Source organism: Lysobacter humi (ex Lee et al. 2017) (assembly GCF_054781815.1).
On sequence record NZ_BAAGTR010000013.1, the window covers coordinates 1 to 22,619 of the forward strand.

Below are 22,619 nucleotides of genomic sequence, written 5' to 3' on the forward strand. Positions count from 1 at the left end.
CGCCACGGGCTGAGCGGTGCCACAGTCACCCGGGTCCGCAACGGGTGCCAGCCGGGTAGCGCACCTAACAATTCGTCCAAGCCGACGCCGCTTCGCGGCGCGGCTTAACTCAGGTGTTAGGGCTCATGGCCAAACAGTTCAGGCTCTCGAAAGAAGAAATCCGCTCGCGCGCCGAAGGTTTCGGTGGCTGCATCGCCACGGACAAGATCACCGTCGAAGGCTATCCGGTCCGCTTCATGTACCGGGAAGCAGCAGACAACGACGTGGATAGCGGTTGGCGCTTCATGTCGGGATTCGAGGACGATCAGTACATGGATGACCCGTCTAACCACGCCGTGTACGACGTGAATACCATCGCCAACTACGATCCAAGTATCATTCCTTTTCTTGGCTCGCCGGAAGGCAGCGTTTTCGAAAAGACCCCTGAGTCCGAGCGGTTCGTCGCGGTTACGGACTGGGCTCCCGCGGATGAGCCCTAACAATTCGTCCAAGCCGACGCCGCTTCGCGGCGCGGCTTAACTCAGGTGTTAGGCGTCATGATGCGAGTACAGGGCTTTCGAGGTTAGCCGTGCCGGATTTCTGGAACATTTCCAAATGGCTAGGCGCAGCTTCAATCCTGTCGTGGACGGGCATGGTGTCCGCTGAGGCGGCCGGCTATACCAAGTTTGCGCACGCATTCTTGGTGGCTTTCGCAGCGGCAGGTTTCGGCGCTGGCTTCTGCGCTCTTGTGGGCGGTCTGGTCAGGGCGGCACAGTGGTCAACGAACAGGCGTCAATAGGGATCCAGATCATGTCGCCTAACAATTCGTCCAAGCCGACGCCGCTTCGCGGCGCGGCTTAACTCAGGTGTTAGGTGCGCTATGGTCATTCTTGCCGCAATCGAAACTTCTTGGGGTTGGACCGGACTTCAGCCTCTGGAAGTCGTGGGCGAAAACCCATTCGGCAACCTGATCGTCAAGGACTACGAAGGCCGCTACTGGCGCATCTGTCCAGAAGACCTTAGCTGTGCGGTCGTGGCGGAGAACCGAGAACAACTAGAGTCGCTGAGTCATGATCAGGAGTTCCTGCACGACTGGTACATGAGTCGTATGGTGGAAGAAGCACATGAGCGGCTTGGGCCGCTGGAGCCTGGCAGAAAGTACTGCCTGAAAGTTCCGGGAGCCCTGGGTGGCGAATATGGTGGGCCTAACTTGGCTACCATCTCGCTTGAGGAGCTGATCGCCGCCTCTGGACATCTCGCCCACCAGATCAAAGACCTTCCGGATGGTGCGCAGGTAAGGCTTGAGGTCACTCGCTAGCGCACCTAACAATTCGTCCAAGCCGACGCCGCTTCGCGGCGCGGCTTAACTCAGGTGTTAGGCCTCAATGGAGAGCGGCATGGAGTTTGAGGAGTTCGTTGAGGCAACTTGCGCCATCCTCGAGGAGGATGGGTTCGCTTCTTTCCTTCCAACTCTTTGGGTGCGTGACGAGATTCTGGTGGTCGAGGGAATTCCGGAGTCTGTGTCAGACACGGACGCGCTCAATGAAATGGGCGCGGAGCAAGGTTTGGGAGAACTGGGATCATTCTTTGCCGTATCGGCCGGGCAAGAGCTTGTCGTCGCCGGGGAGCGCCAAGCAGGGGGCTGGCACTTCGTGCAGATTCAGTCGAGCAGCGAGGGGCTAAGTGTCGTCCAAGCGGCCCGCCCGGAATGGTTCCGAGTTGAGGCCTAACAATTCGTCCAAGCCGACGCCGCTTCGCGGCGCGGCTTATCTCAGGTGTTAGCCCTTGCCATGGAAGAGTCGCCGCCGCCACTCCACAGACCGTCTGTCGCGCCGTTCATGTATGGCTTGCTGGCCGCCGCGGTCGCAATGGCTTTGACGGTTGGCGCTCGCGCTGCCGGTTGGCCCGAGTACTTGGTGCGTGGCCTCACCGGGCTGTACTTTCTCGTCTGGGTCGGCACTCTCGCCATCTGGGTCCGCCTAGCGGCGCAAACCATCCGTTACCGTCGGGAACGACGTCGCCGTTCGCGGGCTGGCAATGGCTAACAATTCGTCCAAGCCGACGCCGCTTCGCGGCGCGGCTTAACTCAGGTGTTAGCCCTCATGAAAGCTTTCCTGCTGCTTGTTGCAGTCGTTACCTCAAGCAACGCGGGCGCATGTAGCCGTGCCCTAGAGGGGAAATGGCGCTCTGATGCACAGGCGTCCATGGCGTTCAATCGCGCCGCAGAGTCCTTGGCGCCTAAGACTGAGGCCTTTTTAGCAGCACTTCTGGGAAATATGGTGGTGGAATTCAAGGAGGGAGAACAACACCTCTACATGCCCGCCGTCACGGTGCCAGTTGGAAAAGAGACGCGCGAGCTTCGCGGGTTCGACATGACCTATTCGTATCGGGTTGCTAGCTGTTCCGAAGACCGCATCGTTACGCTTTCGCTAGTTCCCGAATCTGGTGAAGAATCCGAAAACACTTTGAACTTTGTTGGGCCGGACACCTACTGGGTCTAGATGGGTGGTTCAATGCGCGAGTACTTCAACCGAGTCCGCTGAGGGCTAACAATTCGTCCAAGCCGACGCCGCTTCGCGGCGCGGCTTAACTCAGGTGTTAGGCCCCATGCGCAGCGTTCTCGCTCTCCTACTGATCTGCGCCTCGCCGACGGCCCTCGGCCGGTGCGCCGTTCAGCCCTACCTTGTAACTGGGTCGGTAGTCGATGAGCGTGGAGCGCCAGTCCAAGGTGCCATGGTGGGCGTGTCATGGGTCAAATGGGCCTTGCCGCAAGGGCCCATCATCGCCGTCTCGGACACAGATGGGCGGTACTCGATCACGCTGCTATTCGATACGTGGTCTGGCATGTCGCAGCTCGGAGACGACTGCGATGCTCAGCTGGGGAAGGTGTCTGTAAGTGCGTTCACTAACACCCACTATGCATTGGCGGAAAGCGTGGACGTTGGCTCACAACGGGAGCTTCCGGTGCCGGCTCTGAGAATCACGCAAGGAGTCCAGCAGGGCTCCGTCAGGTGAACCGGATGGGGCCTAACAATTCGTCCAAGCCGACGCCGCTTCGCGGCGCGGCTTAACTCAGGTGTTAGGTGCCAGGTGTGAATTGCTCGCAGCTCTACCTTGCCTCCTCCATGCAGATCCCCGAGACCTCGTCTAACGAGCTCTCTATCGAACTGGTTCGCTCTGGCACAAGTGAAGGTCGAGCGCTTCGCCTAGTCTTGGGTGCACCGCACGTCTACTACCTGAGCCCACACACCGGGTGCGGGTGTGGGTGGCAGTTCCTGGGCGTTGGCACCGAATCGGACGAGCAAAACCGCATTTCTTGCCTACGCCTGGCAGATTTCCTGTCCGCCGCGGAGCGGGCCTACGGCCCCCTGGCAATCTACAGTGCGTGCATTGACTCGGTCGGCCGCGCTCCCTCGGAGGAGATTTTGCTCACCGCGCCGGAGTTCATCGCGCGAATCAGCGATTTGCGCGTCCGCTACTCTTCCCCGGAGGTGCGGGTCTTTCGGCTGGCACCTAACAATTCGTCCAAGCCGACGCCGCTTCGCGGCGCGGCTTAACTCAGGTGTTAGGCCCCTATGGCTGCTAGGTCGCCACTCGTTGCACTTTTTGCAACCATGCTCGTTCTCGCATGCAGTCGCGTGCCAGAGCCCGCACAGGTGGCCGCGCTCGCGGCAGCAACTCCAAGCCTGCTGAGTCAGGTTGGGTCGGGAGATATCCCGCAGTCCGAGTGGCCTGTTGCCGTAGCACAGCTCAACCCAAAGCGCGTCCGCGCCACTCCCGAAGGGCTTTACGTAGTTCTCTCATCCGTGAGCGTGGAAGAACACGGCCTATTTGTGCCGCGAGCAGCGGGCTTCGCCGGGGCGGCTGGCATGGACCCGTCGTACACTGCAATTGGTCAAGGCGTCTTCTCGTACCACGTGAAGGGGTAGCGGGTCGGGGCCTAACAATTCGTCCAAGCCGACGCCGCTTCGCGGCGCGGCTTAACTCAGGTGTTAGGGCGCACATGGTGAGCACAACGCGTCCAAAGCTCGGCGTCGCGCTTCTGGCCCTCTCGCTGGCTGCGGCATCGGCAAGCTATTTCCTGAGCTGGCGCTCGGGCTGCTTGTTCGATCCGAAGGTAGGTACCGGCGCGCCCGCGGCAGCCGAGCCGTTTTCTGTCGCAGCATGGAGTGTCGGCATTGCGGCACTCGCCCTGTTCTCGGCGGCAATCCCGCTGGGCTGGCGCCGGTCGGGAGCTGCGGTCGCTGCCTCCGCCCTGTTCGCGCTAGTTCTGGGCGGGCCGGTCATAATCGGCCTCGTGTGGGCGGGTGAGTCGGCAGGTGTCGCCAGCTGTGCGCCCTAACAATTCGTCCAAGCCGGCGCCGCTTCGCGGCGCGGCTTAACTCAGGTGTTAGGTGCGCATGAAATACCTCGCAGCATTTGCGGTCGCGCTCATCGCGAGTTGTGCAACCGTCCCAACCGGCTACTCCAGCCTGGACTCGCTCTTGGCAAACCCGGGGGCGTCGAATGGCCGTCCGGTTGCGGTGTGTGGCTGGTTTTTCGTCGATACCGAAACCTGCACCTTGGCGCCGGTCAAAGGAACCGCCGGGTCCCAGGATGAATCCACCACAATCTGGGTAGTTCCCAAGTCGGACGTCTGTCTGCCGAAGAATTGGCAAATGGAACCGCACGGTCGGTGGGCTGTCGTCGAGGGCACCTTCCATACGGGGAAGCGTTTCGGCCACCTTGGGCTCTTCCGCCACGGGCTGAGCGGTGCCACAGTCACCCGGGTCCGCAACGGGTGCCAGCCGGGTAGCGCACCTAACAATTCGTCCAAGCCGACGCCGCTTCGCGGCGCGGCTTAACTCAGGTGTTAGGAGTGATGTGAGGTGCCACCGCTTCCGCTAGAGCATCCAACGGCAATAGCGGTGCTTTTGCTGGCTTTCTTCATGGTCGTAGGTAGCGTCATTCAAGCGGCCTTCTTGTGGCGCCTGCGGTGGGGTCACCCCCAACAGTGGCGCCATGCCGGCCGGCCCACTGTGTGGTCAGACCAGAGTCTCCTCAGTGCGTGGCCTACTATCCGGTACTTGCAACGCGGCGCGTTCAACAGCTCTGGTGATGCACGAGGGGCCGCATTCTGTCGGAGGTTGCGGCCAGCTATGCTGCTCTTCTACTGGGGCACCGTGCTGTGCTTCCTCGCCGTTCTCGTTCTAATCTTCACAGCGGGGTGGCCTGAGCAGTGGCGCTGATCACTCCTAACAATTCGTCCAAGCCGACGCCGCTTCGCGGCGCGGCTTAACTCAGGTGTTAGCCGTCATGGAGAGAGCATCGTGAACTGGAAGAAGGGACTGACGCGGCTTTATATGGTGCTTTGGGCACTCTGGGTTGCTTTGCTGGGCGGCTATGCCGCGCTCAATAGCCACCCCGGCGACGGCGCAATTGGTTGGACTGTCTTCGCTTGGCTAGGGCTCGCGATTCCGGCCATATTGCTAGTTGCCCTTCGGTGGGTGCTGAGCGGCTTCACCGGGCCGCGGGCTGACGGCTAACAATTCGTCCAAGCCGACGCCGCTTCGCGGCGCGGCTTAACTCAGGTGTTAGGCCGCTTGAGGAGGTTTATGGCTAACCCGTTCCGTTCGCCGCGTCGCGCTGCCGTGGTTATTGCGCTAATCCTCCTTGCGAGCATCGCATTCCAGCTTTACTTCTGGCGTTCCGAAGCATTCGCGGAGGCAGCCCGTGCGTACGAGGCCCGAAATCCGGGCACAGAGGTCAGCTTCTGCTTCTGGTGCTCTAACCGGGTTAGTGCAAGTGGCCGGCGAACTACGCATCGCCTGACGCTTCTGGCAAAGTCAGAACACGGTCAGCGGGAAGTCCGCGCCATCGTGGTCACAACCGATCGCGGCCGCACTATCATGTTTGAGTAGCTTGGCAGCGCGGCCTAACAATTCGTCCAAGCCGACGCCGCTTCGCGGCGCGGCTTAACTCAGGTGTTAGGTGCCACATGAAAGCTTCTCGCGGGGTCAAACTGACAGCACCACTACTGGTGGCGGCCTTCGTAGGTACCGCCGCCACTGTGTGGTCACCGATTGGCTGTGGGTGTGCTCCTGGCTGGATGAATATCGCCGCTCGCGTGCAGCTGCACCATGTGGATGATGTCCGGCAGCTGAGTCCAAAACTCTTGGCAAATGCGCTCGCAGAGACCTACAAAGGTCGTCGCCTCCGGCTGGAGGATCTCCCCGCAGCAGACAATCCCGAGTACGAGTGCAGGCCGCCGGCTTTGCCTAGCCGTACATTTCATTGCACCTGGTGGCTCATGGAATCCGGAGCCCGCGAGCGTGGTTTCTCCGCCTCCTTCTGGGTGAACGAAACTGGCGTGTTCCAGAAGGTGCGTGTTGTGCCGGTAGTGCGCAGCAAGCGCCGTACCTCGGTGGCACCTAACAATCCGTCCAAGCCGACGCCGCTTCGCGGCGCGGCTTAACTCAGGTGTTAGCGCTCACACGGGTTGCAACTGTTCTAGCGGCTCACTAGTCAGCTCGTCGCTCCGCCGCTCGCGGCAGCATTCGGCGGCTGGCTTCTCGCCCGCGGTGATCGATTGCCTCCCTTCGGATCGGTCAATGCCCGCGGAACCGCATGGCTGGCGCGTGCGGCTCCGACGTCGCGGCGGACACCGCGCGTGCCGTGGCAGAATCCGGGCTCGTGCGGTCCACGTCCGGCCAGTTCGTCGGCGTGTGATCGCTAACTAGTCATTCAACCCGACGCCACTTCGTGGCGCGGGTTAATTCCGGTGTTAGCGCCCATGGGTAGGTATATCGAGCATGTCGCCCGAACTCACTAGCAGTTCTTTTCGGCCTGCCGGCCGGATGCATCATCGGTGGGGTACTCGTATTCCTCTACCAGTTGTCCACGTCCAGAAATCACGCCGACGTCGTCTCGGATTCCTTTCTGCTCGGGTTCCTCACCGCTGTCGCAGCGGCCGTCGTCGGGGCAGTTCCTGCACTGCTTTACGGCATCCCAACGTACGCGGCACTCTCGTATGCAGGCAGGGCGAATGGGTTCACAGCATTGTAGATCGGCGCGGTGCCCGGCATGCTTGTGGCTCCATTTGCGTGGGAGGCCGGCCGCTTCTTCCTCGTCTTTGGCCCTTGCGTGGCCCTCGTAACGCATGCACTCGCGCTGCTGCTTGGTAGGCTGGGCGCTAACAATTCGTCCAAGCCGACGCCGCTTCGCGGCGCGGCTTAACTCAGGTGTTAGGCCGCATGAACAGTTTCGAGTGCGTGTCGTGTGGTAGCCCAATTCGTATAGCTGCTTGGGATCTGGTTCCGAGCAGCTTCCCGGAGAAACACTTCTGCGGCGGATGCGGCGCCGCGAATATGCTGAGCCGCAAAACCCTGTTGCTGTGCGTTCTCCCATGCATCCTACTAATGCTGGTCGCGGGCCTGGTCTGTCGCGCGGTCGGCAACTATGAAGCCGTGCTTCCGGCCGTGTTCGGCGGGTACGCCTTGGGAGCTCCGGTCGGCGTTGTGCTGGCGCGGCGATACGGTAGGCTGGGCCCTCCTCTCAGGCCTCTGCTGTAGCGGCCTAACAATTCGTCCAAGCCGACGCCGCTTCGCGGCGCGGCTTAACTCAGGTGTTAGGTGCCGGATGAGAGTTCTGCTCGCCCTTGTTGTTCTCTTGATTGCCGGTTGCAGCACCGAGCCGACCCCGCTTGCTCGGGTTCTAGACGAGCCTCAGGCTTGGAACGGTAAAGAGGTTCACGTGTGCGGCTTTCTAGTAGATTCGCTCGAGAACTGCGCGCTGTGGTCATCCGCTCCGCCAGCGCCCGATCCGGTCACAGGCGGATTCACCATTCCACCGCAGGCGTGGCTTTCGGTCGTCGACCAAACGTGTATGCCTGGCAACCCTCGGCCTCTATCGGACCCAGGGCGTCGTGGCTGGGCTTCGGTCCGCGGCGTGTTCCGTACCGGCAAAAGATTCGGTCACCTTGACCAGTTCGAGCACGAAATCGAAGGTGCTAAGGTCACCCCGCTCGCTGCTCCCTGCGATCCGGGGCCGGCACCTAACAATTCGTCCAAGCCGACGCCGCTTCGCGGCGCGGCTTAACTCAGGTGTTAGGCCCCGGAACATGCAACATCGCGCTCGAGCCACCTTTGCGCTTCTGGTTCTGTCAGCTGCGGTGGTATCGGCATGTCACCCGAGTGCAAAGACCGTGGCCGCCCCTGCCTTTCAACTCAAAGTCGCGGATCAGGCCGAGGCCCAGCGGCTTTTGCTTAAGCTGCAATCGAATGACGAGCGCGCGCTCTGCTTGGAATACGGCGCTTGGCCCAGTGCGGTAGCAGGCCCGCCAATCTCGCTCCGCGGTGGCACAGTCGTCTTGCCGCGCCAGACGGCGGCGCCGCTGGAGCCGTATTGCCCCGGCGGCTGTGACCAGATTCGTATTCCGCCTCGCGGCCAGTTGTCGGCCGCAATCCCGTACAGCGATTTCGGGGATCCAATTGAGATCGCGTCCTGGCCGGCGCGTCAGCTAGAGTTTGCCCCTCAGATCAGGGTCTGCCGCAAATAGGCCGGGGCCTAACAATTCGTCCAAGCCGACGCCGCTTCGCGGCGCGGCTTAACTCAGGTGTTAGGCCGCGCACCGGGACACCAGCGGCCGTTGCGCCGAGCCGATATGCAAGAGTCGATCGACCCATGAGGATAGATGCCCGGTGCAATTGGCAAGGCTGTCGCGGAAGGCTGCGCCCCTCAGAGCGCTGCTTCCTGCCGAGTGCCTCTTATAGCGCCATCGTGGTCAGGTGCAGCCTATGCGGCCATGGGTACGAGATGCCAATGCTGGAAACCTTGTTTGTTCGCCTCGTGACGATCGCTCTATTCGTTATTGGCGTGGCGGCACTGTTTCCCCTGTTTGAGGCTTCACCCGCTTGGCTTTTCGTCACTTTCGCCGTGCCGCTGTTTCTCCCGTCGTGGGCCATCTCGCGCATCTACGCCGCATACTCTAAGAGTTCCGAATGAGCGGCAGGCACTGCAAAGCGCGGCCTAACAATTCGTCCAAGCCGACGCCGCTTCGCGGCGCGGCTTAACTCAGGTGTTAGGCCCTATGAGAGCCATCACGGCGCTTGCGGTAGTTGCTCTGTGTAGCGGATGCGCTCGCGAGACCGACGAGGTGGTCGCTGCCCTCTTCGAGCCGAACCCCAAGCCGCCGTTTGCAATCTGCTTGAAGGTGGAGGGCCACGATCCGTCTCCCAGTGCCTTGAAGGGCGCCCGAGCGCACAATCCGCGGGTATTTCCCGCAAGCCAGTGTCGCCTCTCCAGCACCGGCTACCGGACCGCTGAAGGCGAGTCGGCGGAGCTGCTGTCCATTGAGTCCATAGAATGGCAGTCCTGCAAGGTCGCCCTGGTTGAGGTTTCTGCGGTGCCCGGCGCTGCGCTCGGCGGCTCCGGGTGGGTCTATACCGTCGAGAAGCTCAGCGGCTTCTGGGTAGTCACAGGAGGGCGCATGGAGTGGATATCCTAGGGCCTAACAATTCGTCCAAGCCGACGCCGCTTCGCGGCGCGGCTTAACTCAGGTGTTAGCCGAATGCTGAGACGAGCGACGTATGTGTTGGGAACAGCCTCGGTGATGGCTCCGATATCCGTGTGGCTCGTACGCCCGGAGCCCGGCTCGACGCACTTCGCCTGGTTCCTGCTATCTGTGGTGTCCCTTTTCGTGGGCTGCTTTTCGTCGTTCATCGCCTTCAGGCTGGCTCGTTCGGACTTCTCGGATGCCCGCGCCGGACACTCGACCGCGGCGGCAGTGGTTCCGCTTGTGCTCCTTTTGCCAGCGCTCCTATTCTTGAGCTCGGCCGTGGCACTGTTGGTGTGGGTCTCCGGAGCAGTCGGCTAACAATTCGTCCAAGCCGACGCCGCTTCGCGGCGCGGCTTAACTCAGGTGTTAGGCCGCAGAGGAAGGACGCATGGCTCTCGGTGAAGCGCTCGGATCGTTGCTGGACATTGTCGGCGTAGCCACTTGGCGTATTGCGGTCGCAACCCTGTCTGGAGTTGCCGTCGGGCTTGCGTGCTACCACCTGCTCGGCAAGGATCCAGCCGCGGCTGCCGTGGCATTCGGTATGGGGGTCGCCGGGTTTTTCACCGGGGCCGTGTGGGAAATAGCCGTTAGGCGGCGTCGGTGAGTCGGCTGCGGCCTAACAATTCGTCCAAGCCGACGCCGCTTCGCGGCGCGGCTTAACTCAGGTGTTAGGCCGCTCGGAGAGATGCACGCGTGTGGGTACGTATTTGGGCGGGTCTTAGCGGCGTATTCTTTGGTTGGTGGGCGTATCGCCTTCTCACCAATCCGTTCGTCGCTTGCGATTGGCCCGGGCGGCGCCTTCCCGGGCGCTGGGTTGTGGAGCTTTGCACTGCCGGTCGGCCTAGAACAGCAGCAGCTGTGGTCGCTGTTTCAGGCGTTGCCTGCCTTATCGTTGCCCTGTGGCCCCGGCGGCGTGCGCCCGCGGCCTAACAATTCGTCCAAGCCGACGCCGCTTCGCGGCGCGGCTTAACTCAGGTGTTAGGCCCGCGATGGAAACGTCCCGCAGCTCGAATCAAGCATATGGCATATGCCTGCTCTTGCTTGGTGGCTGGATGTTCTATTCGGCCGCCCACGATATCCTTCACTACTTCGACACCGGCCTCATTTCCTGGGGCCACGGAACGCGGCGTTTGGCCGGTGAGCCCGCGCTTCTAGCTCATGGTGTCTGGCTGTTGGGCGGGTGCTGGCTCGCAGCAACTGGTCTGCACTGGGTCGTGGCGGGTCGGCCGCCGCGGGCCTAACAATTCGTCCAAGCCGACGCCGCTTCGCGGCGCGGCTTAACTCAGGTGTTAGGCGGCTGAGGGCAGCTTAATGATGTTCATGATTGGACAAGGCGAGCGCATCCAATTGCTCGGGGAACCGGAGCAGGACGAGTGTTTGCACTGCGGGGAAGCAAGGGAATTCCAGTCGCAGTTGAAGTACTCGTATGGGCAGTTCGACGCCCTGTTTGGCTTCGTGTACAACAAGCGCTACGAGCTTGTTTGCACCACATGCAGTCACGGCTGGCGTTTGAATCGACGCGCGGCCGAGCAAACCTACGGGAAACCCCGCATCCCCTTCCTCGTCGAGTACGGGTTCGCGGTTTTGCTGGGCATAATTGCTAGCGTCGTGGTGGCTGCCTACTTCTATCGGCACGCGGCCTAACAATTCGTCCAAGCCGACGCCGCTTCGCGGCGCGGCTTAACTCAGGTGTTAGGCGCCACAGGAAGATGGTCGCAGGCGAAAGTCCTACCAGCCGCCTCAGGCCACAATTGGCGAGCGGCGCTCCATGCTTCCTTCGCCGCGCCAGCGGTTCTGGGTCGCTACTCGTGGCTGGGTTCCGCTCTCCGCTGTCGCACTAGGCCTAGCCTTCTCGTCAGAGCTGGGAATGGTGGCCGCGGCTGCCCTGCTGCTCCTGGGCTGGGTGGCTGCCGTCCTATGGGTATGTACCGCGCACGTGCCCGTCTCCAAGGGCACCCCGCTCCGTGCCAGACTCATGCTGGTAGCTTCGGGGCTTACCATTGCACTTGGCGTCGCTTCATTGTTCAGTCTGGCACTACTCGGCGCCATCGCAAGGGCGCTTGGCGTATCAGTCGGTGGCGCCTAACAATTCGTCCAAGCCGACGCCGCTTCGCGGCGCGGCTTAACTCAGGTGCTAGGGCCCAAGAGGCGACATGACAGCAGTCGTGGTTCTCCCCGGGCTGGATGGCACCGCTGCTCTACTCGCAGAGTTCTGCTCTGCCCTGTCCGGCATGGGCGCACCCGCCCGTGCAATCGCTTATCCGGTTGACCAGTTGCTGGGCTACAGCGAACTAGAGCGCGTCGCTCGGGCGCAGTTCTCGCCGTCCGAGCCGTTCGTGCTCCTGGGCGAATCATTCTCGGGGCCTCTGGCCATCCGCATCGCTGCGAACCCGCCAGGCAATCTGGTTGGCCTGGTCTTGTCCACCACATTCGCCAGGGCGCCGGTTTGGGGGTTGTCCCCCTTGGCTCCTTTTGTCCGCTTTGCACCTGCCCGCCCGCCGATGTCTCTTCTGTCTTGGGCGCTCCTCGGGCCGTGGAGCACACCTGAGCTGCAAGCCGAGCTCGCCGCGGCGCTCCGGTCGGTGCACCCGGCCGTGCTGCGCATCCGTGCCGCGGCGGCCCTGCACGCAGACGTGTCGACCCTCCTCTCGTCCGTGCGCGTTCCGGCACTTCAACTCGTTGCAAGCCACGATCGGTTGCTGGCGGCTCCGGCCGCAGAGCACCTGGCACGCGGCCTGCCCTCGTGCCAAACCGTCACCTTGTCGGGGCCACACCTCTTGCTTCAAACCGCAACACGAGCGGCGGCTCAGGCGGTAGCCGCCTTTGCGCTAGGCTTGGGCCCTAACAATTCGTCCAAGCCGACGCCGCTTCGCGGCGCGGCTTAACTCATGTGTTAGGGTGCTTGGTGAGTCTTCTTCTAATCGCAGCCTTAGCTAACAGTCTTGTTGGTGGCCCGTCGCCAGAGCCCGCCGAGCGCTGCACTCGCCCGCTTGCAGTCCTGGCATGCCAAGCGCCCGGTAAGTCGTGGTCGTTCCGGGTCAAACGAAACTCTGTTGGCGCGGTTATCTCGGTCGTCCCGGCGTCCTCGCACCCCGGTGCCGCAGAACTCGAAGCCGCTCAATGTTTGCTCCGGCGTCCGGAGCAGCTTCCACAGCATGCGGGTTCCGGCTGGTCGGAGGCGGAGTTCACCGTGCACAGCGAGGCTTGCGCGGGAACCGGACTCGTCGAGCCGGTCTCAGAGAACTCGAGCAGCACCCCTAACAATTCGTCCAAGCCGACGCCGCTTCGCGGCGCGGCTTAACTCAGGTGTTAGGCCCTATGTTGACGTTCATCGCCCTCGCGGCATTGGCAGTAGCTACTGCAGTCCCGCCACATCGCCAACCTGTTGCTGTCGGCGGTAGTTCCGAACTCGATGCCTGCCCGAGCGTAGCCGCGGTGAGCATCGACGGCGATGTGTTTCTCTTCGATGGTCCGGCAGACTATTTCCCCTATACAAAGCGGCTCAGTGAAGGCTCGCTCGTGTACCTCTGCTCCGAAACTTCCAATGGTGAATGGGCGGGCGTTGTCATTTTAGAGGCCGCATATCCAGGTTGCGGGGTAGCGTCGCCTGTCGCCAATCGCGTGGCTTACGATGGCCCATGCGCCTCTGGCTGGGTCCGCAGGTCGGCACTCAAGGTAGTCGCCGGATAGGGCCTAACAATTCGTCCAAGCCGACGCCGCTTCGCGGCGCGGCTTAACTCAGGTGTTAGGGCGCTATGGCGGGTGCACGGCTTATCAATCTCATGAGCTACCTGGCCGTGGCGTTCGTCGTTGCGCTGCTCGCCCTGCTCGCGTTCGTAACACTCACGCCAGACTCGAGTGGGTCGCCCGATGCCAAAGGAATGGTCACAGCTGCAATCACCTTGGCTCTCCTCTTTGGGCTGCCTGTTCTCATTGTTGTTGCCCTCATCTACAGTTTCTTCGGGGGCAGCTCTCCGGCTCCGTCGCCAACTCCGCGTCCGCGCGAGCTAGAGGGGGCGAACCGGGAGGGGTCGGAGCGCGCGCCCTAACAATTCGTCCAAGCCGACGCCGCTTCGCGGCGCGGCTTAACTCAGGTGTTAGCTACCAAGGGAGAGGTCATGGGGGCTTGGGGAACAGCGGTATTCGAAGACGACACGGCGCTGGACTTCTTGGAAGAGCAGTTGCTCGCCGCAGAAGATCCCCTGCGCTTGATGCGCGACTCCTTCGAGGGAGCGCTCGCTGCGGACTATGTCGATTACGAAATGGGGCACGCCGTGCTCGTCTCGGCGACAGCGCTGCGCGCACTCCAGAAGGGTGAACCGCTCGAGGACGAGGAACAGGAGGAGTGGGCAGCATGGCGCCAAGCCTATGCGGGCCTTGATACAGCGGGCCTGAAGGGTCAGGCAGCCCAAGCGTGCTTGAAGGTCGCCGCCGCTCAGAGCGAGTTGAATGAACTGTGGGCGGAGAACGAAGAGTTCTACCCAGAGTGGAAGGCGGGGGTCGAGTCGCTGGCCTCCGCGGTTGGCAGCTAACAATTCGTCCAAGCCGACGCCGCTTCGCGGCGCGGCTTAACTCACGTGTTAGGCCCCGCACGTGACTAAACCGCATTCGGCTAGAAGGACAATGTCGCTAACGCGCGATGAGCAGGTTGCCTACTTGCGCAGGTTCGGCGAGGTTTGGCCTTTGAAGTCCATTGCGATCGCATTAGTGGCGACTTCCGCCGCTTGCATATACCTATTCAGTCAATCCACGCAGGAACAGCTGCGAGTGGTAGCGCTGTTCGTCGCTGGCGTCAGCGGGCTTGTGTCGGTTGCAATCGCAATGGAGCTGCCGGGGTGGCAACGCGCAGCCCGCGCAACGCGCATGGGGCGCCGGGTAAAAGGCGTCATCAAGCTCACGGTGGAGCGCGCCGATACTGAAAGCCCTACAATTGTGGGCCGAATGAAGGACGGAAATACCATCTGGGATCTGCAGTTCAGCAAGCCGATCGGCTGGGAGCCCGATAGCGGCGATTGGCCTTGCGAATTGGTCTTGCTGTCCGGCGAGCCAATCCCAGCACTTGTCGAGCTCACGGATGGATTACTCGTGCCAACACGCAAGTCGCGCCGTCAACTCGGCGGGGCCTAACAATTCGTCCAAGCCGACGCCGCTTCGCGGCGCGGCTTAACTCAGGTGTTAGGTGCGGCCGAATGGATAGTCGGAACTTGAGGAAAAGAAGCGCACTCGGCTACGGCGTCGCGATGGCGTTTAGCGTCGCTTTCTTCCTCGCTTCCGCCCGCGGAGCTGGAAACTGGCTGCCTGCATTGATCGCCGGGGCGGGCTCAACGGGAGCTGCGGCTTTAGTCGGCTGGTGGGTTGGGCGTTGGTACGTGCCATTGCAGCAGGACCGCCCGTCGTTCGAACTTTGGCTCTGCCCGTTCGCCGTTCTTTTCTTGTCCCTACTCCTAGGATTGACCGTGCTGACTGCATGGTCGCTCGTGTTCCAAGAGCACCCTCCGGGCACCGCTCTTGCATTCCTCGGAGGCTACGGCATGGTGCTCCTTTTCGGCTCGGTCGCTTTCGTTTCAGAGTCTTGGCCGGCCCTCATTGCGAGTTTCGGCACAACTGCGGTTTGGCTTGCCAGGTGCAGTAGGTCCGCACCTAACAATTCGTCCAAGCCGACGCCGCTTCGCGGCGCGGCTTAACTCAGGTGTTAGGCCGCGGTGTGGTTTCTGGTGCGGCTAGCCGCCCCCGGATCGGCCCGCATGTCCAAACCGGCGCGGCAGCTCAAGAGCTGAGCTCGAGTCGCATCCCGGGCGCCGCCGTAGGCGAGCTGCCAGGCTCCACTTCCCGCACCTTCGGCCGCACTCGTCTGTAGCCGCACGGTTGCCCGGGCTTCGGAGAGCCCATGGACCCTCGCAAGGCGGCGCCACACCACTTCGGGCGTTATCGCGCCGGCCGCCACATCCCGCGCTCGGGTGGAGTGATGACAAAGTTCCGCCCCACGCCGGCGCGGTTGCATCGCCGCTCCGCCCGCTTCAGGCTACGGCCTAACAATTCGTCCAAGCCGACGCCGCTTCGCGGCGCGGCTTAACTCAGGTGTTAGCGGCATGGGATCGTTCGGCCGGTACTTGGTCCATTCACTGCTTGCCGTACTCGGCGGCCTCCCGCTGGGCTGCCTGGCTGGGGGCGTTGGACTGGCTGCTTACTCCTGGGCCACCGAGTCATGGTCTATCGAGCATCTGCTAGAAGCGGCCGGGCTTAGCCTTCTGACTAGCCTCGCGGCCGTGTTCGTCGGCATTCTCCCTGCTTTCGTGTATGGGGCGCCGCTGTACGCGCTGCTCTCCAGGTTCGGCCTCGCCAATTGGGGCACCGCGGCAGTTTTGGGTGCTCTGCCCGGTGCGGTATTGCTTCTCACCAGGGAACCTCTTGGGTGGCTGGTCTTGGCATTCGGCAGTTCAGTGGCACTTTCCACCCACTGGATTGCTCGTCGCCGCATGCGTGGTTTAGCGAGCCAAGCCGCTAACAATTCGTCCAAGCCGACGCCGCTTCGCAGCGCGGCTTAACTCAGGTGTTAGGCCTTAGAGTAGAGATATGCGCTGCTTTAACCACGAACAAAGCAGAGCCATCGGGCTGTGCAAGCACTGCCAGAAGGCGCTTTGCCACGAATGCGCCAATGACTTGGGCGTTGGTCTCGCCTGCCGAGGCATCCACGAGAGCGAGGTCGTGTCGGTAAGCCAGATCATTGCTAGATCGGTGCGAGTCGACGCAAGGGGCGGCTTCAACCGATACGTCACAGCCCTCTTCTACCTAGCGTTGGGGGCGCTATTCATCGGGTACGAGCTGTTCTTTTCGGCGCGTCAGCCTGGCTTAGGTGCGGTCCTTGGTGGCCTCTTCCTCGCCTACGGCATTTACATTGGGCTGGCAGTTCGCCGGGCGTATCAGTCACCGGCAAAGGCCTAACAATTCGTCCAAGCCGACGCCGCTTCGCGGCGCGGCTTAACTCAGGTGTTAGGCGCCACATGATTGTTCGCCGTTGCCCAGCTTGCCGAAGCTGCCAAGTACCGACGTGGCTGCTCGCGGCTGCTTCCCGCACCCACTGTCGCAGCTGCTGCGCCAAGCTCCGAGTGCATTGGCTCGTCAGTCTGGTGCTGTCGGTGCTCATGCCGGTATTTCTAGTGCTCTTTGGTATCTACCTTCTAAGTGCCGGGCAGCCGGTCGCAATGATTGTCGGGCTCCTTCTTGCTGCGCTCGTTGCCACGGGGCTACTCCAAGCGGCGTTCGCGCCACTTGTGGCCTGTGGCTCCACCAGGGACCCATAGAGTGTGGCCGCTGTTGCTCCTGAGCCCGCAGGTTCGTAGTGTGGCGCCTAACAATTCGTCCAAGCCGACGCCGCTTCGCGGCGCGGCTTAACTCAAGTGTTAGCCGCTGATGGGGACAGCAATGCGTCTGGCAGGTCGAATCACCGAGTGGAACGATGACAAGGGCTTCGGCTTCGTTGTGCCGCATGACGGTGGTAATCGTGCTTTTGTCCATGTCAACGAGTTCCAACGCGGATCAAGGCGCCCGGTGTCAGGAGACCTTATCTCCTACGTCGTGACTACCGACGATCGGGGAAGACTCAATGCGAAGCAGATCCGCCACGCGGGGCAGAAAATCGCAATACCCCGAACCCGCTCGTCTTTGCCTCGTGCAGCGCTAGGGCTCAGCGTACTTGCGCTCGGGATCGCGCTCGCCTTCTTTCGTGTCATCCCCCTCCTGCTTTTAGCCGCCGTCATGGGTCTCAGCCTTTCGGCCTATTACATGTACTGGGTAGACAAGTCAGCGGCTCGGCGAGGCGGACGGCGAACCCCCGAGAGCTCTTTGCACCTGATCTCGCTAGCCGGTGGCTGGCCTGGCGCTCTCATCGCCCAGCAGCAGTTCCACCATAAAACCATCAAGCAGCCTTTCCAGTCGGCTTTTTGGGTTACCGTCGTCCTCAACGTGGCGGCCCTCGCGTGGTTCGTCAGATCCGGCCTCGCTTTCGCACTAGCTCGGTCGCTCAGCGGCTAACAATTCGTCCAAGCCGACGCCGCTTCGCGGCGCGGCTTAACTCAAGTGTTAGGCCCTGCAGCTGATGCACCGCGGCGGCCCGCCTCGACACCGTGCTTCGGCGATTCAGCGCCCCCGTCGCAGGGCTGGTACGCTGCCGCAGATCAGGGAGGAATACCCATGGAGCACTATAAGAACCTTACCGCGCAGCAGCTCATGTTGTTGGCCGCCTCGTCCGTACTAGTGGGCGCCGGGGTCTTCTCCTGGAACAACGTCGTGGGCGCCTGCATCTTGGCCGTAGCGTTCGCATTCGGCGTTGGGGCGGCTGTGAAATACCGCGGTCGCAACTCGTCGGGTAGGGCCTAACAATTCGTCCAAGCCGACGCCGCTTCGCGGCGCGGCTTAACTCAGGTGTTAGCTGCCACACATGCATCTAGTGAGCTTGCAAGAAATCCACGATTGATCTGCGGAGCTGCGCCGTTTGAAGGATCGGATTTCGGCAACGGTCGCCAGCCGTGGTCCGGAATGGCACGCGGCGTGCGAAGAGTTCCACGCCCGCTTCGACGAACTTGTCTATCCCGGCGGCGGGGCTGGGCTAGAGGCAGTGCGGTCTGCAAACCCGCAAGCTGTCGAGAACGCGATCCGCTTCCTTGCCGCAGACCCTTATCACTTCCGGTCGGGGTACATCAAAGAGTACCTGTGGCGCTGGCTGCGCCACGTGGAACTGTCGGGCCATAAGCGGGGCCGGCTCGCTTGTGCCGCTCTGTCGTATCTCGAACGGCCCGCCAGCCGGGAGTTCTGGGTTATGGCAAACGCCATGCGCCAACTAGCTGAACCGGGCTTTTGGGTCCAGGTCACGAATAAGGTCGCCAGCGGCGGCCCGGTTGGCACGCGGGCTCTTATCCTGCTGGCTCACGCCGCTAGCCCGCAGACCGGCGCCACAGTACGTCGTCAAATTCGCCGGGCTTGGCTGCGAGAGAAGTACAGTGGCAGCTAACAATTCGTCCAAGCCGACGCCGCTTCGCGGCGCGGCTTAACTCAGGTGTTAGAGGGCTATGGACGCTTCAGACGTTATTGCGGCACTAGCGTTGCTCGTCAGCCTTCTTGCGGCGGCGATCAGCTGGAAGGCCTATACCCACACGGTCAATGCCCACGAACTAGAAACCACGCTAGCGTTCGAGCGCGACAAGTCAGAACTGCTTTCCTACATCGAGCAGAGTCGGAACCTCTTTTCTTCCGCTCGTCGGGAAATCGGACTCGCGCAATTCGTCCTGTCGCACGAGCCGCCCGAGGTGCAACAGGCGCTTGGCTCATACCACGGACTCTTCACAGAATTCCTTCCGAACCTCGTTGGGGCGGAAAGGAACGCGAATTCCCTTTGGCAAGAGATCTTCGAGTGGCGCGACAAGTCTGGGCGCAGCGGATTCGCGCACCACGCACCGCGTTTTCGGGCATCCGTCCAGAACGATCGGGTAGTCCATGAAATGGCGCTAAAGTGCACGGCAGAGTTCAACAGCCAGATGGGCCGCGCCAAGGAAGCCTATGCAAATGGGCTTCTCGGCTAGCCCTCTAACAATTCGTCCAAGCCGACGCCGCTTCGCGGCGCGGCTTAACTCAGGTGTTGGGCCGCTAAGGAGCCTTCATGGCAATTGAAGCCGCACTACTCAAGCCTATCGTCGACTCCATCCTCGCGCTCGTCGGTGCTGGCAAGGGGGCCCGTCTCAAGTCAAATGCCGAGAAGGCGGTCCGAGAGGCTATCCGGGAACTGCTGCAGGCAGACCCAAACGAGGATGCCGTGGCGGCGAAATTAGCGATCGCAAAAGCCGCGGGTCTGCTTTCGCATGAAGTCGTACTGGCAGAGTCAATGCTCACTAAAGTGCGCAGCTACCAGGCCACCCGGGTGTCAACCTCGCCTAGTGCACGCCGCGGCACGTCGTCCGGTGGAGCCTCTGCTCGCAAGAGCGCATCCAAGACTGCTGGCAAGCAGGCGGCCAAGAAGGCAAGTGCGAAGAAGGCTTCCTCCAAGCGGGCTACAGTCTTTAAGCCGGCAGCCAAAAAAGCCGGTACCCGCAAGTCCATCGCGTAGCGGCCCAACAATTCGTCCAAGCCGACGCCGCTTCGCGGCGCGGCTTAACTCAGGTGTTAGGCCTATGGTTGTAAGCCTCACAGCTTTCGGGGTCGCAGCCGCAACAGCTCTGGTTGGTCTGCTCATCGAGCTGCACCTAGTCTCGAGCTTGAAGGACTTTTACCCGGCGGCCTACTGCAGCGCCGGCGAGCCAACCTATTCAAATCTGCTCAGCCAGTACTCGTACAACTGGAGCTGGCGGCGATATGTACTCTTCCGGCAGTTCTCCAGAGATCCATTGCGGCCCCCTGCACTGCGCGGGCCGTTTGAGTTAGCGTTCTGGTGCCTCTGGCTTCGCTTTGCCGCGCTAGCGGTGTTCATCTGGTCTATCTTTGGGCCGTCGGCCAGTGCGTAGCCATAGGCCTAACAATTCGTCCAAGCCGACGCCGCTTCGCGGCGCGGCTTAACTCAGGTGTTAGGCATGCGATGAAACAAACTCTCGCCCTCGCAGCACTCTTTGCCGGAATGTCGACCGCGCATGCTGCCGCTTGTCGCCTGCAGATCTCAAGTCAAGAGCCTCATAGCGGCTTCGCACAGCGCATCATGGATCAAGTTGAACGTGCAGTTGCCGCAAGTTCGTTCTTGTCTATCCCGCACCCGGCCACGCCCCACGACGTCGAGTTCCGCCTAATAAGCGCGCCGCCAAATGCGCGTGCCACTGGCACCGCTGACCGACCATTTCGCCTCTTCTTCGTGTTAACCGACGGAAGCGACCGGTTCATACTCGCGGACACGCTCCGTTGCCCGAGCGCCGGCGTGTGCGTAGTAGAAGTAATGCGCCAGATCGGGGGAGTCTGCGGGCGCATGCCTAACAATTCGTCCAAGCCGACGCCGCTTCGCGGCGCGGCTTAACTCAGGTGTTAGGCCTATGAGGGCGGCAGTCCTGGCATTTGTCGTGTCTGTATCCGCCGGCTGCGCCTCGGCACCTCCGGATGGCGCAGCGCTCGCCGTTCTGGAGCACGAACAGCCCATGACAGGGCCGGTTTGCCTTCAGGTCCTCGGAAACAGTCCTGGCGCGGAGCTTCTCTCGGCTGCGAGTCGCCAAGCCACCGCGGTCTACCCAATGGCTTCGTGTCGAGAGGAAGGGGTGTTCTATCGCGCGCCCCGAGGTGAATTTGCCCGTCCGTGGCGCGTATGGGTAGCGAAACGTTACAACCGCTGGAATCTTGAACTGCGGTCGCGAACTGGCGGCGGGCTGGGTGCGTCGGAGCGCAGCTATCACGTCCGGTATGCTGCGGGCCGGTGGGTCGTGGTCAGCAGCCGTGAGCTGTGGCGGTCATAGGCCTAACAATTCGTCCAAGCCGACGCCGCTTCGCGGCGCGGCTTAACTCAGGTGTTAGGCGCGTATGGCTAGATGGCGGCAGCTCTCGAAGCAGCAGCGATGGCGTCGTTATCGTCAGGTACGGGTGGCGTACTGGATCATCACCACGGCGTTTGCCATATCAGTCTTATTTGCCTTGCCGGCCGTGTGGCTCACTGCGGCCCTGCTCTGGTTTGTAATGGGGATCATCGCCGCAATGTCCCCGTGTCCACTCTGCGGCGGTCGTGTCGGCTACGCTTCGTTTGGGCCCTTCATCATGTTGTGGCCCTTCGGAATCTGGTGTTATGCGTGTGATGAGTGGCTGGTGCATCATCGGCAACGCGCCTAACAATTCGTCCAAGCCGACGCCGCTTCGCGGCGCGGCTTAACTCAGGTGTTAGGCCGCTATGCATCATCCTCGGTTCTTACCCATTCTTTTAATCGTACTGTCCGCTGGATGCTCGTTGTACGAACAGTCGAGGGTGGCGGACCGCACCCAGACTGAATTGGCGCTCAGTTTCTCCGCCGCTCCCAAGTTGCTCGCCTCCGCTTCATTTGGCGGCTTAGAGGAAGGCGGCGACGTCGCACTGCTCAAACTGGGCAATGAGGACTGCGCCAGGGTCCGTAGGAAGCTCGCCGGGCCGCAGCGCCTAGCTCATGGCTCCCGAGGCTACGATTCGTTCCGTCTGATTGAAGCGCCGCCACCGTCCGTTTATACCCGCCAATAGTCGGATAATGCCGGGGCTGTTAGCCGCTACCTGTTAGATCACACATCGTGCGTGCTGTATCGAGAGGCCCACTTTGAGTAGTGCGCGGCCTAACAATTCGTCCAAGCCGACGCCGCTTCGCGGCGCGGCTTAACTCAGGTGTTAGGCCCCGCAATGAGCAATCGACGTGCGCATGCAGACCGGATCACGGATGAGATCCGGGAAGTGCTTGCCAGCCACTGGGATCCAATCGGTGTCATGGACGATCCGGAGTGGCCCCGGGACGAGTACGATTCGTACATCGGGGAGATCTACCGCTACTTAACCCGCGGCGAGCCCGCCGAATTTCTAGCCCGGCATCTCTGCTTTATCGAACAGTCGCGGATGGGCCTCGGCGCGCTTCCAGAGTCGACCCGTCTGCCGGTCGCGCTGAAGCTCAAGGCAATCGACGTTTCACCGCAAGCCCAAGATGGTCCTCCGAGCGTCACCGGCGGGGCCTAACAATTCGTCCAAGCCGACGCCGCTTCGCGGCGCGGCTTAACTCAGGTGTTAGGCCTCATGTTCCATTCCAACCGCATCCCGAAGCTTGCCTTCCTGGCGCTAACGGTTGCGATCGCGTACCTACTCGCCATCTCCGGCCAGCCACGCATTGCCGATGGCGGTCTGAGCGGCGAGGAAATGTATTTCGGTGAAAAGGCGCTCGCCTTACTCGTTCCTCTAGCCTTAATCGCCAATGTGGTTCTCGGTGCAGTCCGGGCCAGCCGCGCCGGGAGCTGGCCGTGGCTGCTAGCCTGTGTCTTCCTGTGGCCGGTGTCCCTCGTGTATACGCTTTTCGTAAATCGCGGGCATGAGGCCTAACAATTCGTCCAAGCCGACGCCGCTTCGCGGCGCGGCTTAACTCAGGTGTTAGGCGGTGGAACAAGTGTCTGTGGAGTCCGGAATGAAAGCATTGATCGTGCTGTT

Annotated in this window: 17 protein-coding genes; all 17 read left to right on the forward strand. The window is 61.8% G+C overall.

Going from position 1 to position 22,619, the window contains the following annotated elements; genetic code table 11:
• Positions 1–125: 125 nt before the first annotated feature.
• The 17 genes from ACYVJJ_RS14640 to ACYVJJ_RS14720 all read left to right on the forward strand — a co-directional run bounded on the left by ACYVJJ_RS14640 (position 126) and on the right by ACYVJJ_RS14720 (position 22,514).
• A complete protein-coding gene (locus ACYVJJ_RS14640) occupies positions 126–479 on the forward strand; it encodes a DUF2185 domain-containing protein (protein WP_460834714.1) in 354 nt (117 codons plus the stop codon).
• A gap of 380 nt (positions 480–859) precedes the next feature.
• A complete protein-coding gene (locus ACYVJJ_RS14645) occupies positions 860–1,297 on the forward strand; it encodes a T6SS immunity protein Tdi1 domain-containing protein (RefSeq protein ID WP_460834715.1) in 438 nt (145 codons plus the stop codon).
• A 79-nt stretch (positions 1,298–1,376) separates the two neighbouring features.
• On the forward strand, positions 1,377–1,709 hold the full coding sequence (locus ACYVJJ_RS14650) for a hypothetical protein (protein ID WP_460834717.1): 333 nt from the start codon (positions 1,377–1,379) through the stop codon (positions 1,707–1,709).
• A gap of 372 nt (positions 1,710–2,081) precedes the next feature.
• Positions 2,082–2,480, forward strand: coding sequence for a hypothetical protein (locus tag ACYVJJ_RS14655; RefSeq protein WP_460834718.1), 399 nt, complete (start codon positions 2,082–2,084; stop codon positions 2,478–2,480).
• 2,808 nt (positions 2,481–5,288) lie between these two features.
• Positions 5,289–5,504: a hypothetical protein gene (locus ACYVJJ_RS14660; RefSeq protein ID WP_460834720.1), complete on the forward strand. Its 216-nt coding sequence runs from the start codon at positions 5,289–5,291 to the stop codon at positions 5,502–5,504.
• 563 nt (positions 5,505–6,067) lie between these two features.
• Positions 6,068–6,433, forward strand: coding sequence for a hypothetical protein (locus ACYVJJ_RS14665; protein WP_460834721.1), 366 nt, complete (start codon positions 6,068–6,070; stop codon positions 6,431–6,433).
• A 2,345-nt stretch (positions 6,434–8,778) separates the two neighbouring features.
• Positions 8,779–8,961: a hypothetical protein gene (locus tag ACYVJJ_RS14670; protein WP_460834722.1), complete on the forward strand. Its 183-nt coding sequence runs from the start codon at positions 8,779–8,781 to the stop codon at positions 8,959–8,961.
• Positions 8,962–9,046: 85 nt separating this feature from the next.
• Positions 9,047–9,463 (forward strand): hypothetical protein, encoded by a 417-nt coding sequence (locus ACYVJJ_RS14675; protein WP_460834724.1) that lies wholly within the window; start codon positions 9,047–9,049, stop codon positions 9,461–9,463.
• A 1,362-nt stretch (positions 9,464–10,825) separates the two neighbouring features.
• A complete protein-coding gene (locus ACYVJJ_RS14680; protein WP_460834725.1) occupies positions 10,826–11,158 on the forward strand; it encodes a hypothetical protein in 333 nt (110 codons plus the stop codon).
• A 2,450-nt stretch (positions 11,159–13,608) separates the two neighbouring features.
• Positions 13,609–14,046, forward strand: a complete 438-nt coding sequence (locus tag ACYVJJ_RS14685; protein WP_460834726.1) for a DUF4259 domain-containing protein — start codon at positions 13,609–13,611, stop codon at positions 14,044–14,046.
• Positions 14,047–14,281: 235 nt separating this feature from the next.
• On the forward strand, positions 14,282–14,641 hold the full coding sequence (locus ACYVJJ_RS14690) for a hypothetical protein (protein ID WP_460834728.1): 360 nt from the start codon (positions 14,282–14,284) through the stop codon (positions 14,639–14,641).
• A gap of 2,295 nt (positions 14,642–16,936) precedes the next feature.
• Positions 16,937–17,545: a DUF1294 domain-containing protein gene (locus ACYVJJ_RS14695; protein WP_460834730.1), complete on the forward strand. Its 609-nt coding sequence runs from the start codon at positions 16,937–16,939 to the stop codon at positions 17,543–17,545.
• Positions 17,546–18,005: 460 nt separating this feature from the next.
• Positions 18,006–18,521: a hypothetical protein gene (locus tag ACYVJJ_RS14700; protein ID WP_460834731.1), complete on the forward strand. Its 516-nt coding sequence runs from the start codon at positions 18,006–18,008 to the stop codon at positions 18,519–18,521.
• 58 nt (positions 18,522–18,579) lie between these two features.
• Positions 18,580–19,089 (forward strand): hypothetical protein, encoded by a 510-nt coding sequence (locus ACYVJJ_RS14705; protein ID WP_460834733.1) that lies wholly within the window; start codon positions 18,580–18,582, stop codon positions 19,087–19,089.
• Positions 19,090–19,166: 77 nt separating this feature from the next.
• Positions 19,167–19,610, forward strand: coding sequence for a hypothetical protein (locus ACYVJJ_RS14710; RefSeq protein ID WP_460834734.1), 444 nt, complete (start codon positions 19,167–19,169; stop codon positions 19,608–19,610).
• 2,220 nt (positions 19,611–21,830) lie between these two features.
• Entirely contained in the window at positions 21,831–22,157 is a 327-nt protein-coding gene (locus ACYVJJ_RS14715) for a hypothetical protein (RefSeq protein ID WP_460834735.1), read from the forward strand.
• Positions 22,158–22,214: 57 nt separating this feature from the next.
• A complete protein-coding gene (locus tag ACYVJJ_RS14720; RefSeq protein WP_460834737.1) occupies positions 22,215–22,514 on the forward strand; it encodes a hypothetical protein in 300 nt (99 codons plus the stop codon).
• The last annotated feature ends 105 nt before the right edge of the window (positions 22,515–22,619 follow it).

Bases quoted from the DNA above. Each gene is read 5' to 3' on its own strand.
- ACYVJJ_RS14645 (WP_460834715.1), top strand. From the start codon at position 860: ATGGTCATTCTTGCCGCAATCGAAACTTCTTGGGGTTGGACCGGACTT.
- ACYVJJ_RS14720 (WP_460834737.1), top strand. From the start codon at position 22,215: ATGTTCCATTCCAACCGCATCCCGAAGCTTGCCTTCCTGGCGCTAACG.
- ACYVJJ_RS14640 (WP_460834714.1), top strand. From the start codon at position 126: ATGGCCAAACAGTTCAGGCTCTCGAAAGAAGAAATCCGCTCGCGCGCC.
- ACYVJJ_RS14650 (WP_460834717.1), top strand. From the start codon at position 1,377: ATGGAGTTTGAGGAGTTCGTTGAGGCAACTTGCGCCATCCTCGAGGAG.
- ACYVJJ_RS14695 (WP_460834730.1), top strand. From the start codon at position 16,937: ATGCGTCTGGCAGGTCGAATCACCGAGTGGAACGATGACAAGGGCTTC.
- ACYVJJ_RS14710 (WP_460834734.1), top strand. From the start codon at position 19,167: ATGGCAATTGAAGCCGCACTACTCAAGCCTATCGTCGACTCCATCCTC.
- ACYVJJ_RS14705 (WP_460834733.1), top strand. From the start codon at position 18,580: ATGGACGCTTCAGACGTTATTGCGGCACTAGCGTTGCTCGTCAGCCTT.
- ACYVJJ_RS14655 (WP_460834718.1), top strand. From the start codon at position 2,082: ATGAAAGCTTTCCTGCTGCTTGTTGCAGTCGTTACCTCAAGCAACGCG.
- ACYVJJ_RS14715 (WP_460834735.1), top strand. From the start codon at position 21,831: ATGAGCAATCGACGTGCGCATGCAGACCGGATCACGGATGAGATCCGG.
- ACYVJJ_RS14680 (WP_460834725.1), top strand. From the start codon at position 10,826: ATGATGTTCATGATTGGACAAGGCGAGCGCATCCAATTGCTCGGGGAA.
- ACYVJJ_RS14665 (WP_460834721.1), top strand. From the start codon at position 6,068: ATGAATATCGCCGCTCGCGTGCAGCTGCACCATGTGGATGATGTCCGG.
- ACYVJJ_RS14675 (WP_460834724.1), top strand. From the start codon at position 9,047: ATGAGAGCCATCACGGCGCTTGCGGTAGTTGCTCTGTGTAGCGGATGC.
- ACYVJJ_RS14670 (WP_460834722.1), top strand. From the start codon at position 8,779: ATGCTGGAAACCTTGTTTGTTCGCCTCGTGACGATCGCTCTATTCGTT.